The organism is Exiguobacterium sp. SH3S1 (assembly GCF_004337105.1).
In the GTDB taxonomy this organism is placed as follows: domain Bacteria; phylum Bacillota; class Bacilli; order Exiguobacteriales; family Exiguobacteriaceae; genus Exiguobacterium; species Exiguobacterium aurantiacum_A.
Map to the genome: position 1 here is coordinate 13,012 of NZ_SJUW01000009.1, position 16,754 is coordinate 29,765.

A 16,754-nucleotide genomic window follows, 5' to 3' on the forward strand; every position below is an offset into this window, starting at 1 on the left:
TCGCCAAAGCGTTGAACAAAAAAACTATTTACTTAACTTTTAGGAGGAACATACACAATGGAACAAATGAATCTTCTCGCAACAGCAATCGTTATCGGTCTCGGAGCACTCGCGGCTGGTATCGGTAACGGTCTCATCGTATACGGAACAGTACAAGGACAAGCACGTCAGCCAGAACTTAAAAACGAACTTCGTCAAACGATGTTCATCGGTATCGGTTTGGTTGAGGCCCTCCCGATCATCGGTGTGGCTGTCGGTTTCCTTCTCCTCAACTCTTGATTACGAGTTAACGAGAACAACAAACGGGGGAGCAAGTCTCCCTCACTTATTTAGTCAAGAGGAGGGTATGCATGGATACGATGATGATTGCAGCTGGTGCTGGTGGCGAAGGCCTCCGCATCCTGGATATGATCTTTACACTTTTCACATTCCTCGTACTCTTGGCCCTGTTGAAGAAATTTGCTTGGGGACCACTCCTTGGAATGATGAGACAGCGTGAAGAGTATGTAGCGAACGAAATCGAGCTTGCTGAAAAGAGCCGCAAAGACGCGGAGACATATGTCGTCGAACAACGTGACGCTTTAAGCGCCGCACGTACAGAATCAAAAGAGATGCTTGACTCAAGCCGTCGTCAAGCAGAAGCCGAACAAGCACGCTTGGTGGAGCAGGCGCGTTTGGAAGCCGAACAAATCAAGATCGAGGCTGGAAAAGCGATCGAGCGTGAGCGCGAGCTCGCGAAACAGTCGCTTCAAACCGAAGTCGTCACACAGGCGCTCTCGGCAGCACGCCACGTCCTTCAGTCAGACCTTAAAGGCGACGAAGTGAAACAACGTGCCCTCGTCACAGACTTCCTGTCTAAAGCGAAAGGCGCTAACTGATGAACATATCGTTAGCAAAACGCTATGCCAAAGCGCTCTTCGACTTAGCGCGGGAGCAAGGCACGCTCGACCAAGTCGAAGCGGAAGTGCGTCTGCTCGATGAAGTGCTCCACGCGACGCCTGAACTGGTGGATCTCTTAACGAATCCAGCAGTCAGCGACAGCGAGCTTGCACAGCTTTTAACACACAGCTTTGGTGATATGACAGAAATCGTGCTTAACACACTTCTCGTCATGGTCGAGAACGACCGTGCGAGCGAAGTTCGCGCGCTGCCGCGTTACGTCTTAGATTACATCAACGACTTCCGCGGCATCGCTGAAGGGTTCGTCATTAGTGCTTACCCGTTGTCGGCAGCAGAGCTGAAAGAAGTTGAACTCGTCTTCGGTCAGAAGATGAACAAGACGCTTCAATTGAAGAACGTCGTCGATGAACAGGTTATCGGTGGACTTCGCGTCCAGATCGGTTACACGACGTATGATGACACAATCGAAACTAAACTAACACGCCTTGAGCGTGAATTGTTGAATGCGTAAGAAATAGGGGTGAATTCAATGACGATCAAAGCTGAAGAAATCAGCGCCCTGCTAAAAGAGCGAATCGCTTCGTACGGTTCTGAAATCGAAGTTAGTGAGACAGGTACAGTCATTCAAGTAGGTGACGGTATCGCTCGTGCATTCGGACTCGATAACGTTATGGCAGGAGAACTCGTAGAGTTCTCAAACGGCATAATGGGCTTGGCGCAAAACTTAGAAGAAGGCAACGTCGGGATTATCATCCTCGGCGACTACAAAGGCATCAAAGAAGGCGACTCGGTTAAACGTACGGGCCGCATCATGGAAGTACCAGTCGGTGATGCGCTCCTCGGACGCGTCGTCAACCCGCTCGGACAACCGATCGACGGTCTTGGACCAATCGTGACGGACACATACAACCCGATCGAACGTAAAGCTTACGGCGTTATGGCCCGTAAGTCAGTTCACGAACCGCTCCAAACTGGGATCAAGGCGATTGACGCCCTCGTACCAATCGGTCGCGGTCAGCGTGAGCTCATCATCGGTGACCGTCAAACTGGTAAGACATCGGTCGCAATCGATGCGATCATCAACCAAAAAGAAGAAAACATGGTTTGTATCTACGTCGCAATCGGTCAGAAAGAATCAACTGTCCGTGGCGTAGTTGAGACGCTCCGTAAAAATGGTGCCCTCGATTACACAATCATCGTTTCGGCTTCGGCTTCACAGCCAGCCCCACTTCTTTACCTCGCGCCGTTTGCAGGGGTATCGATGGGTGAGTACTTCATGGACCGCGGACGACACGTCCTCGTCGTGTATGATGATCTCTCGAAACAAGCGGCAGCTTATCGTGAGCTCTCGCTGCTTCTCCGTCGTCCTCCAGGCCGCGAAGCCTACCCAGGTGACGTCTTCTACCTCCACTCACGCCTTCTTGAGCGTGCGGCGAAGTTGAACGACGAACTCGGTGGCGGCTCACTGACAGCTCTTCCGTTCATCGAGACACAAGCGTCGGATATCTCGGCTTACATCCCGACGAACGTTATCTCGATCACAGACGGTCAAATCTTCCTTCAGTCGGACCTCTTCTTCTCAGGGGTACGTCCCGCGATCAACGCCGGTCTCTCGGTATCGCGTGTAGGTGGTGCGGCTCAAGTGAAAGCGATGAAGAAAGTTGCCGGTACGCTCCGTCTTGACCTCGCGTCATACCGTGAGCTCGAGGCGTTCGCCCAGTTCGGGTCAGACCTCGACAAAGCGACACAAGCGAAGTTGAACCGTGGACAACGGACGGTTGAAGTCTTGAAGCAAGAATTGAACGCACCGCTCTCGGTCGACAAGCAAGTGTTCATCATCTACGCCCTCACGAAAGGTCATCTCGATGACGTCCCAGTCGAAGACATCCGTCGTTTCGAAAAAGACATGAACGCATGGCTCGACCAAAACCGTGCGGACCTCTGCCGTGAAATCCGTCAAACAGGAAACCTTCCTGCTGACGAGGCGATGGTCGATGCAATTGCGGAATTCAAAAAGACGTTCTCGCCATCGGTTTAATCCGGTGACGAGCGTCTATTAAGGTGGTGAATCGAAATGGCATCATTACGTGAGATCCAGATGCGGATCACCTCGACCCAAAGCACGAAGCAAATCACGAAAGCGATGAACATGGTGTCGGCCTCGAAATTGAACCGCGCTCAAGGGAGCAACGCCAACTTCAAGCCGTACATGACCAAGTTGCAAGAAGTCATCTCGTCGATTGCCGGCGGTACTTCAGGCGCAACACACCCGATGCTTCAAGTCCGTCCTGTCAAACGGACCGGCTACATCGTCATCACGTCGGACCGCGGACTTGCTGGTGGATACAACGCCAGCGTCCTTCGCGACGTGTACCGCGAGTTGAAAGCCAAACACGATTCGACAGACGAGTACCGTCTGTACGTGATCGGGAAGGTCGGCGTTCAGTTCTTCAAGACACGTAACATTCCGGTGTACAGTGCGATGACAGGACTTAACGACCAGCCAACATTCATTGAAGTCGCGGAGATCGTCAAACAGACGGTCGGCGCGTTCAGTGAAGGCGAGATCGATGAATTGAAGCTCTGCTTCAACTCGTTCATCTCTGTCATCAGCCAAGAAGTGAAGATGGATCGACTGCTTCCGCTTGGGAATATCGAACAGACCGCATCTAATGTGATGTATGAATACGAACCAGAAGAAGAAACGATCTTAGCAGCGCTCCTCCCGCGTTACGCGGAAGGGCTCATCTACGGCGCGCTTCTCGATGCGAAAGTATCGGAGCACGCGGCTCGGATGACGGCGATGGCGAACGCGACAGACAATGCGGATGATCTCATCCGCGGACTCAAGCTCAAGTTCAACCGCGCGCGCCAAGCGGCGATCACACAAGAAATCACAGAGATTGTCGGAGGTGCGGCTGCGCTTGAATAAGCGCACGCCCTCTAGATTGTAGGAGGCTAACACGATGAACGAATACGGCATGAAAGGCCGCGTAGTCGCAGTCATGGGCCCAGTTATCGACGTTAAGTTCGAGGACCACTTACCGAACATCTACAACGCCCTCAAAGTCACGTACGTGGCAGAGACGGCGCAAGATGTCAGTGTCGACTTGACGCTCGAGGTGGCGATTCACCTTGGGGATGACACGGTCCGTACGATTGCGATGGACTCAACGGACGGCGTTCGCCGCGGCATGGAAGTACTTGACTTAGGTTCACCGATTTCAGTACCAGTCGGAGAAGAGACGCTCGGTCGTGTCTTCAACGTACTTGGTAACCCAATCGACGATAAAGAATTTTCACCGACTGCACGTCGGGCACCGATTCACCGTCTCGCACCTACGTTCGATGAATTGTCGACAAATGTTGAGATCTTGGAAACAGGGATCAAAGTCGTCGACCTTCTCGCACCGTACATCAAAGGTGGTAAAATCGGCCTCTTCGGTGGTGCCGGTGTAGGTAAGACCGTCCTCATCCAGGAACTCATCAACAACATCGCGCAAGAGCACAGCGGGATTTCTGTATTCGCAGGAGTCGGTGAGCGTACGCGTGAAGGAAATGACTTGTTCCACGAGATGACGGAATCAGGCGTTATCAAGCAGACGGCGATGGTATTCGGTCAGATGAACGAGCCGCCGGGCGCGCGTCTACGCGTTGCCTTGACGGGTCTCACGATGGCAGAATACTTCCGCGATGAGCAAGGACAAGACGTTCTTCTCTTCGTCGATAACATCTTCCGTTTCACACAGGCAGGTTCTGAAGTATCGGCCCTTCTCGGTCGGATGCCATCTGCCGTAGGTTACCAGCCGACACTCGCGACGGAAATGGGTATGCTTCAAGAGCGGATCACGTCGACAGCTAAAGGATCGGTCACATCGATCCAAGCGGTTTACGTACCAGCCGATGACTATACTGACCCGGCTCCAGCGACAACGTTCGCCCACCTTGATGCAACGACCAACCTTGAGCGTCGTCTCTCGGAGATGGGGATCTACCCAGCCGTTGACCCGCTCGCATCGACTTCACGTGCTCTCTCGCCTGACATCGTCGGACCTGAGCACTATGAAATCGCGCGTAACGTCCAGCAGACGCTTCAGCGTTACAAAGAGCTTCAAGATATCATCGCGATCCTCGGTATGGACGAGTTGTCTGAAGACGATAAGCTCACGGTTCACCGTGCCCGTCGGATTCAGTTCTTCTTGTCACAAAACTTCCACGTGGCTGAGCAGTTCACTGGCCAACAAGGTTCGTACGTACCAGTTAAAGAGACAGTCCGTGGCTTCAAAGAGATCCTCGATGGTAAACACGATGATCTTCCAGAAGACGCATTCCGTCTCGTTGGTCCAATCGAAGACGTCATCGAAAAAGCGAAGACGTTGGTCTAAGACCTACACGGAAGGGGGAAACTAGACGATGAATACTCTTCACGTCAACGTCGTCACCCCGGATGGTGCAGCCTACGAGGGCGAGGCACGAATGGTCGTCGCCAAATCGGTGACAGGTGAACTCGGTATCTTGCCGAAACACATCCCGATGGTGACGCCACTCGACGTCTCGGTCCTTAAACTGCGCCACGAAGATGGTGGACGCACGCTGATCGCACTCAGCGGCGGTTTCATGGAAGTTCGTCCCGATATGGTGACGATCTTAGCTGAAACGGCCGAAATGGCGGATAAGATTGACTACGACCGCGCCTCTGCGGCGAAATTCCGCGCCGAACGTCGCCTTCAAGATTCGAAGATTTCGGATACTGAATTCCGACGTGCGGAGCTGGCGCTCAAGAAAGCTGTCAACCGCTTGAGCATTCGCGATATTAAAGAATGATGAGCATCCTCTCTCACGTTTAAGTGGGAGGGGATTTTTTTGTTCCTCAATTTTGAACTGGACGATTGAACCCGCTTCTGTCATTAAAACGTAGGTCGAAAGAATCAGGTTTTTCGCGTTCAAATAGTGGAACGAAAGAACGGGTTGTCCGATAATATAGGTGGGAACTATCAAAAAGGAGATAAATGGATGAAAGTTTACGTTGCGCGTCAACCGATCTTTGACCAGAAACTACGTGTCTGCGGCTACGAACTGTTGTATCGCCGCAGCGAGAAAAATATGTTCGAACACGTCGACGATGCGCTTGCGACCGCCGACGTGATCCATAACGCCTACCTCGTCTTTAATTTTCGGGAATTGACCGAAGGGACGCGGGCGTTCATCAACTTTCCACAGAACTTGATCGAAGGAGAAGTGCCTTCATTATTGCCGCGGCAATCACTCGTCATCGAAGTGCTTGAACACGTCGAACCGACCGAGAAAGTACTTGCCGCCCTGCGATCACTTCGTCGGAAAGGTTATACAATCGCATTAGATGATTTTGTCTTCGAAGAGAAATACCGCCCGTTGATCGGGCTTGCGGATATTATTAAAATCGATTATCAGGCGACACCGGTCGATCAACAGAAACGCTTGATCGATGCGCTCGGGCACCGGATTGAATTTCTTGCGGAAAAGATAGAGACGAAGCTTGAATATGATATTGCCAAAGATCTTGGCTATAAAATGTTCCAAGGTTATTTCTTCAGTCGCCCGACAGTCATTCACGGGGCGGAAGTCCATCCGCTCCGTAATACGCTCGTCGAGGTGCTGAAGGAGCTCGATAAACCAGAACCGAACTTCCGCCGCATCGCCGGGCAAATCGAACGAAGTGTCGATCTGTCCTACAAGATGCTCCGGTCGGTGAATACGGTCTATCAAAAGGGCCGCACGACGATTCAATCGATCGAACAAGCCGTTGCTCGCATCGGACTTAATGAGATGCGGCGTTGGTCGTATTTGATGTTGCTTCGGGAGATGCAGACGTCTGAATCGAAAGAGTTGATCAAGCAAAGCGTCATCCGTGGGAAGATGATGGAGTTGATTGCCGATGAGACAATTCCGGGAGTAGCTCCGTTTGATGCGTTCATCACCGGTATTTTCTCTTCACTCGACGTCATTTTGGACGAGACGATGCATTCATTGATCGCCGAGCTCCCCGTCGAACCGGTTGTCAAAGAGGCACTTCTTGGTAAGCCGAACAAGTTGCATGAACTGCTCGAATCGGTAAAAGCGTATGAGCAGTTAACTGTGCCAGTCGACGAGACGGCTCTAGATTGGTCTCGTTACTATATCGAAGCGATCCGCTGGGCGCTCGCACAGGACGGAAACAAGGAATAATGTTTGAAAATTTGGTGGGACGTTAATTACTGTAGTAAAGGCTATGCGCCGATGACGTCCTTTTTGTATGCGATTCATTTAAAGAGAGTGAGCTGATAGGATGAGACGATTCGATTGATCATCATCATGCTAAGTCTTTTTTTCTCTGTCGCAACGTGCTATGATTAAAAATGGTACAAAATTTCGAAAAAAGGGGAATTGAAGATGTTAAACACCGTTTTATCGCTCGTCATCTATGTCGTAGCGATTTACGTCGCTTGGTGGGCACTCATGCCAGTTAAATGGGAGAGTGTGCTCAACCAAGTGAGAAGTCCGCAAGCCGCTGTCTTGCGTGTCCTCGTGGCCGTCGTCTTCGGTTCTCTAATTGCCCAGTTCTTCTTGGAGTATATCCGATTAGCTCAGGCGCTCGTACCGTTACAGTCGATTTTCCAAATCATTAACAAACTGTAATCCTGTTGTAACGACTCCTATATGTATATCATGTAGGATAAACTCGTCTGACATGACGACCAATCATCAGGACAGATTATGATTTTATTTTTATTTTTTTCTGATGAGGCGTCACGTTAAAAAAACATCGTAGTAATCGACATAACCACATCCGGAAACGGATATCGACGCATAAAATAAAAAAACAACGAAGCTGGAGGACAAAGAGAGATATGAAGGATTTGATTGTAGTCCGTGGAGGACGTAAATTGTCAGGTATTGTGCGTGTTGAAGGAGCTAAAAACGCCGTACTGAAAACATTGGTTGCCACTCTTTTAGCAGGCGAAGGAAAATCGGTACTTCAAAACGTGCCACGTCTTGCTGATGTTTACACGATTAATAAAGTACTTCGCCATCTCGGTGCAGAGGTCGCGTTCGATGAAGCAAACAACGAAGTCACTGTCGATGCCTCGGGCACAATCAAAGACGAGGCGCCGCTTGAGTACGTTCGCAAAATGCGTGCCTCAATCCTTGTCATGGGTCCTCTCCTTGCTCGTCTTGGGCATGCGCGTGTCGCAATGCCAGGTGGATGTTCGATTGGATCACGTCCGATCGACCTCCACTTAAAAGGGTTTGAAGCAATGGGCGCGAAGACAGTGATCGGCAACGGTTTCGTCGAAGCATCGGTTGAAGGTCGCTTGAAAGGTGCGAAGATTTATCTTGACTTCCCATCGGTCGGTGCGACAGAAAACATCATGATGGCGGCGGTTCTCGCTGAAGGAACGACTGTTATCGAGAACGTTGCGAAAGAACCGGAAATCGTCGACCTCGCGAACTTCTTGAACGGTATGGGCGCTCACGTCCGCGGTGCTGGAACGGAAACGATCCGCATCGAAGGCGTAGACAAGTTGCATGGTGCTGAGCATTCGATCATCCCGGACCGTATCGAAGCCGGCACGTTCCTCGTCGCTGCTGCGATCACAGCCAGCGACATTGAAGTCATCGGAGCTGAGCGCGAACACCTACGTCCACTCATCTCGAAGATGGAAGAGATGGGCGTCAAGTTCGAAGAGACGACGGAAGGTATGCGTGTCATTGGACCAGAAGTGTTGAAGCCAATCGACTTGAAGACGATGCCACACCCTGGTTTCCCGACAGATATGCAAGCGCAAATGATGGCCCTCGTCTTAAAAGCGGGCGGCACGTCAGTCATTACGGAGACTGTGTTTGAAAACCGCTTCATGCATGTCGAAGAATTCCGCCGCATGAACGCAGATATTAAGATTGAAGGTCGTTCAGCAATCATTAAAGGTGGCGTCCGCCTCCAAGGTGCCGAAGTCGTTTCGACAGACCTTCGTGCCGGGGCAGCGCTCGTCCTCGCAGGACTCATCGCCGACGAGGAGACTCGTGTCGGTGACTTATACCATATCGACCGCGGATACGTCGATTTCCACAAGAAACTTCAAGCACTCGGTGCCGACATCGAGCGAATCGAAGGAACTGTCGAAGTCGCTGAAGAAATGGTCAACAACTAATTAATAGACTCATAGGAGCGAGGAGATTCTTCTCGCTCTTTTCAATGAAGTAACGAACGGAGGAACCTACACACCATGTTTTCAAAAGATATCGGGATTGATTTAGGAACAGCAAACGTCGTCATCCACGTGAAAGGCCGAGGTATCGTTCTCGACGAGCCTTCAGTCGTGGCCATCAAGCGTTCGACAGGGAAAGTACTCGCCGTTGGTTCGGAAGCGTATCAGATGGTCGGGCGTACGCCTGGCGACATCGTTGCCATCCGTCCACTCCGTGACGGGGTCATCGCCGACTTCGCGACGACAGAAGCGATGCTTCGCCACTTTGTCGAGAAGATTCAAGTCCGTGGCTTCTTCGGCGGGATCCGGATGCTGATCTGTACACCGGCCAACGTGACACCGGTCGAGGCGAAAGCCATTCGTGAGGCCGCTGAGAAAGCTGGCGCCAAAGAAGTCTTCCTCGCCGTGGAACCGAAAGCGGCGGCTGTCGGCTCGGGCATGGACATCTGGAAACCGGTTGGACATATGATCGTCGATATCGGGGGCGGGACGACCGACGTCGCCATCCTCTCGATGGGCGACATCGTCTGCGGTGAAACGATCAAGATTGCCGGAGACCGGTTCGATACGGATATTCTCCGTGCCATCAAAGACAAGCACAAGCTCATCATCGGTGAGCGTACGGCCGAGCAGATCAAAAAAGAGATCGCGACCGTATTCCCGGGTGGACGCAACGAGACGATGGATATCCGAGGCCGAGACATGGTGCGTGGACTTCCGCGTACAGTAACGATCACGTCAGAAGAACTCCGTGAAGCGATGGCCGAGTCGGCGAACGAGATCGTCGAAGCGACGAAGCGCGTCCTCGAACAGACGCCGCCAGAACTCGCAGCTGACATCATCGACCGCGGCATCATCATGACAGGTGGCGGATCGCTCCTTCACGGCATCGACCAGCTCGTTGCTGAACGAGTCGGTTTGCCAGTCATGATCGCCGACGAGCCGACGCTTAGCGTCGCGCACGGTACGGGCATCATGCTTGAGAACTTAGATCGATTGAAATAAGAGGGAAACTCGGTACACGGCGTCTACACTTCCTAGAGAAGACGGGACGCTTGGGCCGAGTTTTTTGGTTCGTCCTTTTATTGACTAGCCTTACCTAGTTTTTTGCTCCACTAAACATCGGACGATAAAAAAACTTCTTCCCCAACCGGGAAGAAGTTTTTTTAGTGCCACTTGTAATCTTTGTCGACGAACAGGCGAGTGTTTGCTTCCGTCTGACCAGTGTTCAACCAGTCGTGGTAGTCACATGAACAAACGTCGTCTAAATGAAGCGAGTAGCCATTGTTGATCGTTTGGACCGTGATGTTCAAGTCGAAATCAGCGAGTGTCTTCTTTAAGCGATAGATGAGGTTATAGACGTTATGGAGTGCCCGTTGCGGATCATCGATATCGGGATAGAGCATCTCGGCGATGAGCCATTTATTGACGACCTTGTCGCGATGGTAAATCAAGTAGGCGAACAGTTCTTCGGTCTTTTGGGTCGGCCATTTGACGAGGTCGCCTTCGTGCGTCTTGACGGAGAAATTGTTGAAACATTGGATCGTACACGTCCGATGATGCTTGGGCTGAAGCGTCTCTGTATACCGTTTCGAGACGAGCGGGACGAGGTCGTGAATCATTTCTTCGGTGATCGGTTTGAGGAGATAGTGGGTCGCCTGTAACCCGAACGCCTCGACCGCGTATTGGCTATGTGCCGTCGTGAAAACGACTTGTGTCGTCTCAGGCAGGCGCTTGGCGAGGTCGATTCCGTTCATCTTTGGCATTTCGACGTCGAGAAAGACGAGATCGACTTCTTGCGTCGTTAAAAATTCGAGTGCTTGGACGGGGTCGTGGAACGAGCCTAGCCATTTCAAATTCGGTTCTGCTTGGATGAATCGTTCCATCATCCTCAAAATATGGGGCTCGTCTTCAATCAGGATCGTCCGCATGTGTTACTGTCATCCTCTCTCGTTTCGGAAGCCGAATGTGCACGTTCGTGCCGACCCCGTGTTCAGAATTCAATTTAAACGTGGCGTCAGGAAGATAACCGATTCGGCTCTTGACGTTCGGGATACCGATACCGCTCACTTCGTGAAGCACCGTCTTCGGGTTAAAGCCGACTCCGTTATCCGCGATACGGATATCGATCATATCGCCGGTGTCTTGGACGGATAGCATGAGACGTTTGACGCCGTCTTGTTTCATCAACCCATGCTGAACCGCGTTCTCAACGAGCGGTTGGATCAAGAGTGGGGGAATGAGGGCGTCGAGAACGGTCTCGTCAATATCTTTGATGATGGTGAAGGCGCCGTCGAACCGCGTCTGCTCGATCATCAAATAAGAATCGATTACCGCGAGTTCTTGCCGGAGTGAAATATCTGTCTCTGTGCGTCCGTTCTCGAAAATGAAGCGGACGTACGTGCTCAAGTGACCAAGGAGGCGTGCGGCTTCATTCGGTGCCGTGTAGCAGAGTGCGATCACGTTCCCGAACGTGTTATACAAAAAGTGCGGTTTGATTTGAGAGTTGAAGAATGAGATCTCGCTTTGTGTGGCGAACGTCTGCACTTCCCGCTTCTGTTTTTTGTCGGTCGATAAATGAACCGGTAGCAACATGAACATGAGTAAAAAGTAGATGAGCGACAGGACGTTCGAATACAACACTTGGTTCGGATGCGTGATGAACACGTTGATGAGTTGGCCGATATAGCCGATGACCAACGCGAGCGTAAAAATTAGAAATTCAAACGGATACCCATCGTCTTTTCGTTCGAACAGCCAATGGATATTGAGTCCTGTCCAAAACAAGGCGATTACGAGTACATAAACCCAGGCAACATAATCAAACGTCGCGTGTACACTGTACGGAATGATGAGTGCGATCAAGCTGAACGCGTAAAGTGGGTAAGATGCGATGGAGAGGAAACGGCTGAACGGGACTTGCTCGAGCCGGAGTGCGAATCCGATCAGCATGGTCAAGCTAAGGAGTCCTGTGATCAAGCTGAACTTATGGGCAACGACGTAGGTCATGGCCGGGATGAATTCGAATATGATCATTTGATCACGTGTCAACAACGACAAGCCGATCAAGAAGAAGAAGGCGGCACCGTATAGATAGAGCGATTCTTTCCGGTGGAACATAAAGACGATCGCATAGAATGAAAAAATTAAAAACGAAATCAAAATAATGATAAAATCGTAGCTGAAAAATTTATTTTGGAGGGTTATGATACTGCTCGTCGGACCGATGAGCAGACTGTCTTGGATACCGGTTGTGCGTTCATCCGACCTGGTCACTTGCATCGTCAAGCGAAAATCGGGCGTGTGCGTATCGAGTAAGACGAGATAGGCATGCCGTGAATCGGGTGTCGACGAATAGACGGGAGATACCGCTTCACCATCGATTGCGAGACGGATGTGCGGGTGGTTTCTCGGGACGCGTAACGCGTACTGGCCAGGCGGGAGAGAGACGTCCGCTTCGTACGTTGCCACTTGATGTGGGGTTATGTGCGGGACGTTGCGATACGTCTGACGGTCGACTTGGTCGAGCAGGCTCGATTGAAAACGCCAAGTCCCGTCAAGACGTACGATCGTGTCGGTCACTTCGGAAGCGCTCAAGTCGGCAGTTCCTTGGGTGACGGTAGCTGTACTGTCAATCGACTGCCCGCGTGTGAACGTGAGCCCACCTGTCAATGCCAGGAGGAGAATCAACAGCGTCAGCCCGATGTATTTAGGGGTCATTAGCATATTCCCTTCGCTATTTGTGAGTTTCTTGTGAGAAGTCATCTCTATACTGTTACTAAGTCAGGAAAAAAGCTACATTTTTTAGAAAAATAATGACTAACACTTAATTATAGTACACGTATCTGCTTTGTTTGAATAGCGAACATAATTAAATGAAATATAACTGATACGGAAAGAAGGCCATGTATGAAACACTGGATCGAACAACGGATTAGCCGGCAAGTCCTAACGGTGTTCTACGCTCTCATCGTTTTAATTTCCGTTCCCTCGCTCGGGACTTATTTTTATACGCAACAGGCGATCGATGAGACGATGGTTGAACTCGAGCGAATCAGTGAACAACGCGCGCGCGCGACCGACTTGTTCGAGACGTGGCAATCGATGCAGTATGAGATGCGCGGGCATGTCCTGCTCGGTGAGGCGTCACTGCTAGATGAAGTACGAACGGCACAAGGCCGGATCGACGAACAGACGACGTGGTTCGAACAAAGCGCCGCGAGCGCAGAAGAAGTGACGTTCGCGACTGAAGCCCGTCTCCTCTTTACAGTCTATACGTCCCGGGTCATGCCCGGGCTCGAGCGTTACGTGATTGCCAAGGCGAACGGAGAAGTCGATGAGCCGTTCCTGCAGATGGCGACCGTCGGACAGCTTCTGACGCAAATCGCGAGCTCGAACCAGACACGATTCAACTTCAAGTCAACTAGCGCGGCCGATATGAGCGCGAGCATCGTCGACATGGAATCGATATTCACCGATTATCGGTCCGAACTTGACTTCCGAGAGATCGGACTGCGTGCATCTCTATCTGAACAGCTCGCCAAAGCCCAATGGAGTTGTCTCATCATCTTGCTCGGCGCCCTGTTTACGCTCTTTATCAGTCTGCAACCGTATATCGTCCGGTTGACGAACCAGCTCCAGGCACTCATCACGAACAGCGAACGGTTGGCAGTCGACCCGCACGCATTGCTCGTCCCGGTCGATCCGCTTCAAAATGAGGTGGGGCAGCTTTCGAGATCGTTCAACGCGATGTCGAGTTCGCTCATCAAGCAGCATGATGAATTGGAGCGGGAACGAGAGAAGACGGCACGAATTGTTCATACGATGCGAGACGCGATCGTATTTGTTAAGACGGACACAGGGCAAAGGTATGCCAATGCGGCGTTGTTTGATCTGTACGAACAACCAATCCCATTTAATGATCGCCAAAGTCTCTATCCGATTGAAGCGTTTTACCGACTGTTCATGGATCAAATCGACGATCAGGAAGGTCTCAACCGGTTCACAAATCGAGCGAAGCATGAAGGAATATTTGATGAGACGTTTACGTACTCGATGCAAGGGGGAAGACGTATCATACGGATGTATGCCGAACCGATCGAACTGCAGGACGAACGTGTTGGTGTTATCTTTGTGTTGCGCGACGTCACGAAAGAGATTGAGGTCGATCGGTTGAAAACTGAATTGGTCGCAACCGTATCTCACGAACTGCGGACGCCTTTGACATCCATCCTCGGCTTCACGGAGCTCCTCGAGCACCGTCACGTCGATGAACTGAAACGAAAGCGTTACCTAGGGATGATCAACAGCGAGACGAGACGGCTTGAACGGCTCGTCAGTGATCTGCTCGACGTTCAAAAGATGGAAGCGGGAAAAGTCGAGCAAGACTTTAAAGTCGAGAGTCTGTTCGAGCTCCTCTCGGACGTCCTTGAGGTTCATGCGGGGTCGACCGAGCTGCATGCGTTCCATTTCGAGTGTGACGAGGAGATTCGCGTCTCAGGGGACCTGGCCCAACTGCGCCAAGTGTTCTCGAACATCTTGAACAACGCCATCAAATATTCACCTGACGGCGGGAATATCGCCGTCAACGTATCGCGTGAAGAGGACGTCTTCCGCGTCGCCATCGAAGACGAGGGTATCGGGGTGACAGCAGAAGATGCCAAACGGTTATTTGAAAAGTTTTACCGTGTACAGAATGAACAGAGCCGTAATATTGGAGGCACCGGCCTTGGGCTCGCCATCTGTAAAGAGATCATCGAATCACACGGCGGGACGATTTCAGTCCGCTCTAAATCAGAACATGGGACGACGATCATCGTCGAACTGCCGATTGTTGAATGATTGCATAGACAAAGCCCACTTCAGTCAAACTGAAGTGGGCTTTGTCTCGTATTGACGACTAAGGAGTTTTTTATGCATTTTTTCGAAAAAGGGTGAATGATTCCTTCCTTTGGTACGATATAAAGAGTAGAAACTTTAAGGATGAAGGGAAGACGAATATGTTACGTGGACTTTATACGGCGGCGGGTGCGATGAACGCGCTTCAGCGGCAACAAGAGATATTGAGCAACAACCTTGGAAACGTTCGGACTCCGGGCTTCAAGGCATCAAATGGTGTCGTCCGGTCGTTCCCTGAACTATTGCTCGCCGAGGTGAGCCATCCTGGTAACGACCGTTCGCGTGTCCAAGGCGAGGTCGGCACGCTCTCGACCGGCGTGTATTTACAGGAAACGATGCCACGCTTCTCTGCTGGCAGCGTCACGGCGACGGATAGCCCGACCGACGTATATTTGAAAGTTCCGGCTGACTTTACAGGCGCCGCCATGTTCGCGGTCGAACAGAACGGGGAGGCGCTCTATACGACGAACGGCCGCTTCTCGGTCGACGATGAGCGGTTCCTCCGCTCGGCGGATGGTGGGTACATCTTGTCGGATACGGGTGAACGCATCCAGTTGCCGTCTAGTGACTTCGAATTGTCAGGCGACGGTCAAATCACGTCGCTCGGTCAGGACGTAGCGACGCTCGGGGCGGTTCAAATCGATGATTTGGCCACGCTCGAACAAGTCGGGAACGACTATCGCGTCAACGGGGGAGCAAATCCCGCTGTGAACGTCCAGTTCCAACAAGGCTATATCGAAGAAGCAAACGTTGACCTCGACCGGACGATGGCTGACCTCATGGTGACGTACCGTCAGTTCGAGGCAAACCAAAAAGTCGTCCAGGCGTATGACAAGAGTGCCGAGCGGGCCATCGAAATCGCTCGGATTCGATAAGGAGGAAACCCATGCAGTCCATTTATAACTCGGTCTCGTCACTAGCCCAGCTTCAACGCCAGCTCGATGTGACCGGCCACAACATCGCGAACGTCGACACGGTCGGCTTTAAACGCCAGCAAGGTCACTTCGCCTCGCTCCTTTCGCAAGCGTATGACAATCAACCTCGGGCCGAACTTGAAGTCGGCCGCGATACACCGAACGGGATCCGCATCGGTGTCGGCGGTCACGTCGGGGACATCTCCCAACAGTTCAACATCGGCCAAATCAAGAAGACGGACCGAGGTCTTGACGTCTTCTTGCAGGCGAGCCGCCAGTTTTTCGTCGTCGAGACGGAAGACGGGATCGGTGTGACCCGGAGCGGCAACATGCAGCTCTCGGTCGGCAATGACGGGACGACACTTTCTGACGTGAACGGCAACGCACTTCTCGGTGCAGATGGCAACCGTATCGTCACGCCGAACGAAGCGACGAATCATCGCGTCCGCCAAGACGGTGTCGTCGTCGCCAGCGTGAACGGTGTCGAAGAAGAGTTCGGACGCCTCGACATCGTCGAGGTGCGCAACACGTCGGAACTTCGTCCGCTTGGGAACAACATCTATTCGGCTGACCTCGATATCGAAGTCGACCGTCCAGTCGGGAATCTCTTATTAGAAGGGACGCTCGAATCATCGAACGTCGACTTGATGAAAGAGATGACCGATATGACGATCACCCAGCGTGCCTACCAGATGAACTCCCGGGCGCTGTCGATGAGCGACCAGATGATGGGGCTCGTGACGTCACTTCGCCCATAACATTGACCGCTTCTCTTCGGAGGAGCGGTTTTTATTTTATAATGAAGTGAAGGAGGGAA

General features: G+C 51.7%; 16 protein-coding genes. 14 read left to right on the plus strand and 2 right to left on the minus strand.

Annotated features, from left to right (window positions below):
* The first annotated feature begins 66 nt into the window (after positions 1–66).
* From atpE to mreB, 11 genes are all read left to right on the plus strand, one after another.
* On the plus strand, positions 67–279 hold the full coding sequence (atpE, locus tag EVJ26_RS10720) for a F0F1 ATP synthase subunit C (RefSeq protein WP_035386543.1): 213 nt from the start codon (positions 67–69) through the stop codon (positions 277–279).
* Between the two features lie 71 nt (positions 280–350).
* Complete coding sequence (gene atpF, locus EVJ26_RS10725) at positions 351–878, plus strand: F0F1 ATP synthase subunit B (RefSeq protein ID WP_021066136.1); 528 nt, start codon at positions 351–353, stop codon at positions 876–878.
* Complete coding sequence (locus EVJ26_RS10730) at positions 878–1,411, plus strand: F0F1 ATP synthase subunit delta (RefSeq protein WP_131469476.1); 534 nt, start codon at positions 878–880, stop codon at positions 1,409–1,411. The genes atpF and EVJ26_RS10730 overlap by 1 nt, the downstream gene beginning before the upstream one ends.
* 18 nt (positions 1,412–1,429) lie before the next feature.
* Positions 1,430–2,938 carry a F0F1 ATP synthase subunit alpha gene (gene atpA / locus EVJ26_RS10735; RefSeq protein ID WP_131457706.1) on the plus strand — a complete coding sequence of 503 codons (1,509 nt, stop codon included), beginning with the start codon at positions 1,430–1,432 and terminating at the stop codon, positions 2,936–2,938.
* 36 nt (positions 2,939–2,974) lie between these two features.
* A complete protein-coding gene (gene atpG, locus EVJ26_RS10740) occupies positions 2,975–3,832 on the plus strand; it encodes an ATP synthase F1 subunit gamma (RefSeq protein ID WP_131457705.1) in 858 nt (285 codons plus the stop codon).
* Positions 3,833–3,866: 34 nt separating this feature from the next.
* A complete protein-coding gene (gene atpD / locus EVJ26_RS10745) occupies positions 3,867–5,285 on the plus strand; it encodes a F0F1 ATP synthase subunit beta (RefSeq protein ID WP_131457704.1) in 1,419 nt (472 codons plus the stop codon).
* 28 nt (positions 5,286–5,313) lie between these two features.
* A complete protein-coding gene (locus EVJ26_RS10750) occupies positions 5,314–5,724 on the plus strand; it encodes a F0F1 ATP synthase subunit epsilon (RefSeq protein WP_016510237.1) in 411 nt (136 codons plus the stop codon).
* Between the two features lie 189 nt (positions 5,725–5,913).
* Positions 5,914–7,104: an EAL and HDOD domain-containing protein gene (locus EVJ26_RS10755; RefSeq protein ID WP_236634161.1), complete on the plus strand. Its 1,191-nt coding sequence runs from the start codon at positions 5,914–5,916 to the stop codon at positions 7,102–7,104.
* Positions 7,105–7,308: 204 nt separating this feature from the next.
* Positions 7,309–7,554, plus strand: a complete 246-nt coding sequence (locus EVJ26_RS10760) for a DUF1146 family protein (protein WP_131459001.1) — start codon at positions 7,309–7,311, stop codon at positions 7,552–7,554.
* Positions 7,555–7,766: 212 nt separating this feature from the next.
* Complete coding sequence (gene murA / locus EVJ26_RS10765) at positions 7,767–9,068, plus strand: UDP-N-acetylglucosamine 1-carboxyvinyltransferase (RefSeq protein WP_131459002.1); 1,302 nt, start codon at positions 7,767–7,769, stop codon at positions 9,066–9,068.
* Positions 9,069–9,143: 75 nt separating this feature from the next.
* On the plus strand, positions 9,144–10,130 hold the full coding sequence (gene mreB, locus EVJ26_RS10770; protein WP_131459003.1) for a rod shape-determining protein: 987 nt from the start codon (positions 9,144–9,146) through the stop codon (positions 10,128–10,130).
* Positions 10,131–10,291: 161 nt separating this feature from the next.
* Here the strand turns inward: mreB and EVJ26_RS10775 are convergent, their stop codons facing one another.
* Both EVJ26_RS10775 and EVJ26_RS10780 read right to left on the minus strand, forming a co-directional pair.
* On the minus strand, positions 10,292–11,056 hold the full coding sequence (locus EVJ26_RS10775) for a response regulator (protein ID WP_131470401.1): 765 nt from the start codon (positions 11,054–11,056) through the stop codon (positions 10,292–10,294).
* Positions 11,037–12,845, minus strand: a complete 1,809-nt coding sequence (locus tag EVJ26_RS10780) for a sensor histidine kinase (protein WP_131470402.1) — start codon at positions 12,843–12,845, stop codon at positions 11,037–11,039. Before EVJ26_RS10780 ends, EVJ26_RS10775 begins: the two co-directional genes overlap by 20 nt.
* Positions 12,846–13,034: 189 nt before the next feature.
* Between EVJ26_RS10780 and EVJ26_RS10785 the strand changes: the two genes are divergently transcribed.
* The 3 genes from EVJ26_RS10785 (at position 13,035) to EVJ26_RS10795 (ending at position 16,695) form a co-directional block, all read left to right on the plus strand.
* Positions 13,035–14,966, plus strand: a complete 1,932-nt coding sequence (locus EVJ26_RS10785; protein ID WP_131468936.1) for a sensor histidine kinase — start codon at positions 13,035–13,037, stop codon at positions 14,964–14,966.
* Positions 14,967–15,124: 158 nt separating this feature from the next.
* Positions 15,125–15,898 carry a flagellar hook-basal body protein gene (locus EVJ26_RS10790; protein WP_236634160.1) on the plus strand — a complete coding sequence of 258 codons (774 nt, stop codon included), beginning with the start codon at positions 15,125–15,127 and terminating at the stop codon, positions 15,896–15,898.
* Between the two features lie 11 nt (positions 15,899–15,909).
* The gene (locus EVJ26_RS10795) at positions 15,910–16,695 is read left to right on the plus strand and encodes a flagellar hook-basal body protein (RefSeq protein WP_131459008.1); all 786 of its coding nucleotides are present in this window, start codon (positions 15,910–15,912) and stop codon (positions 16,693–16,695) included.
* The last annotated feature ends 59 nt before the right edge of the window (positions 16,696–16,754 follow it).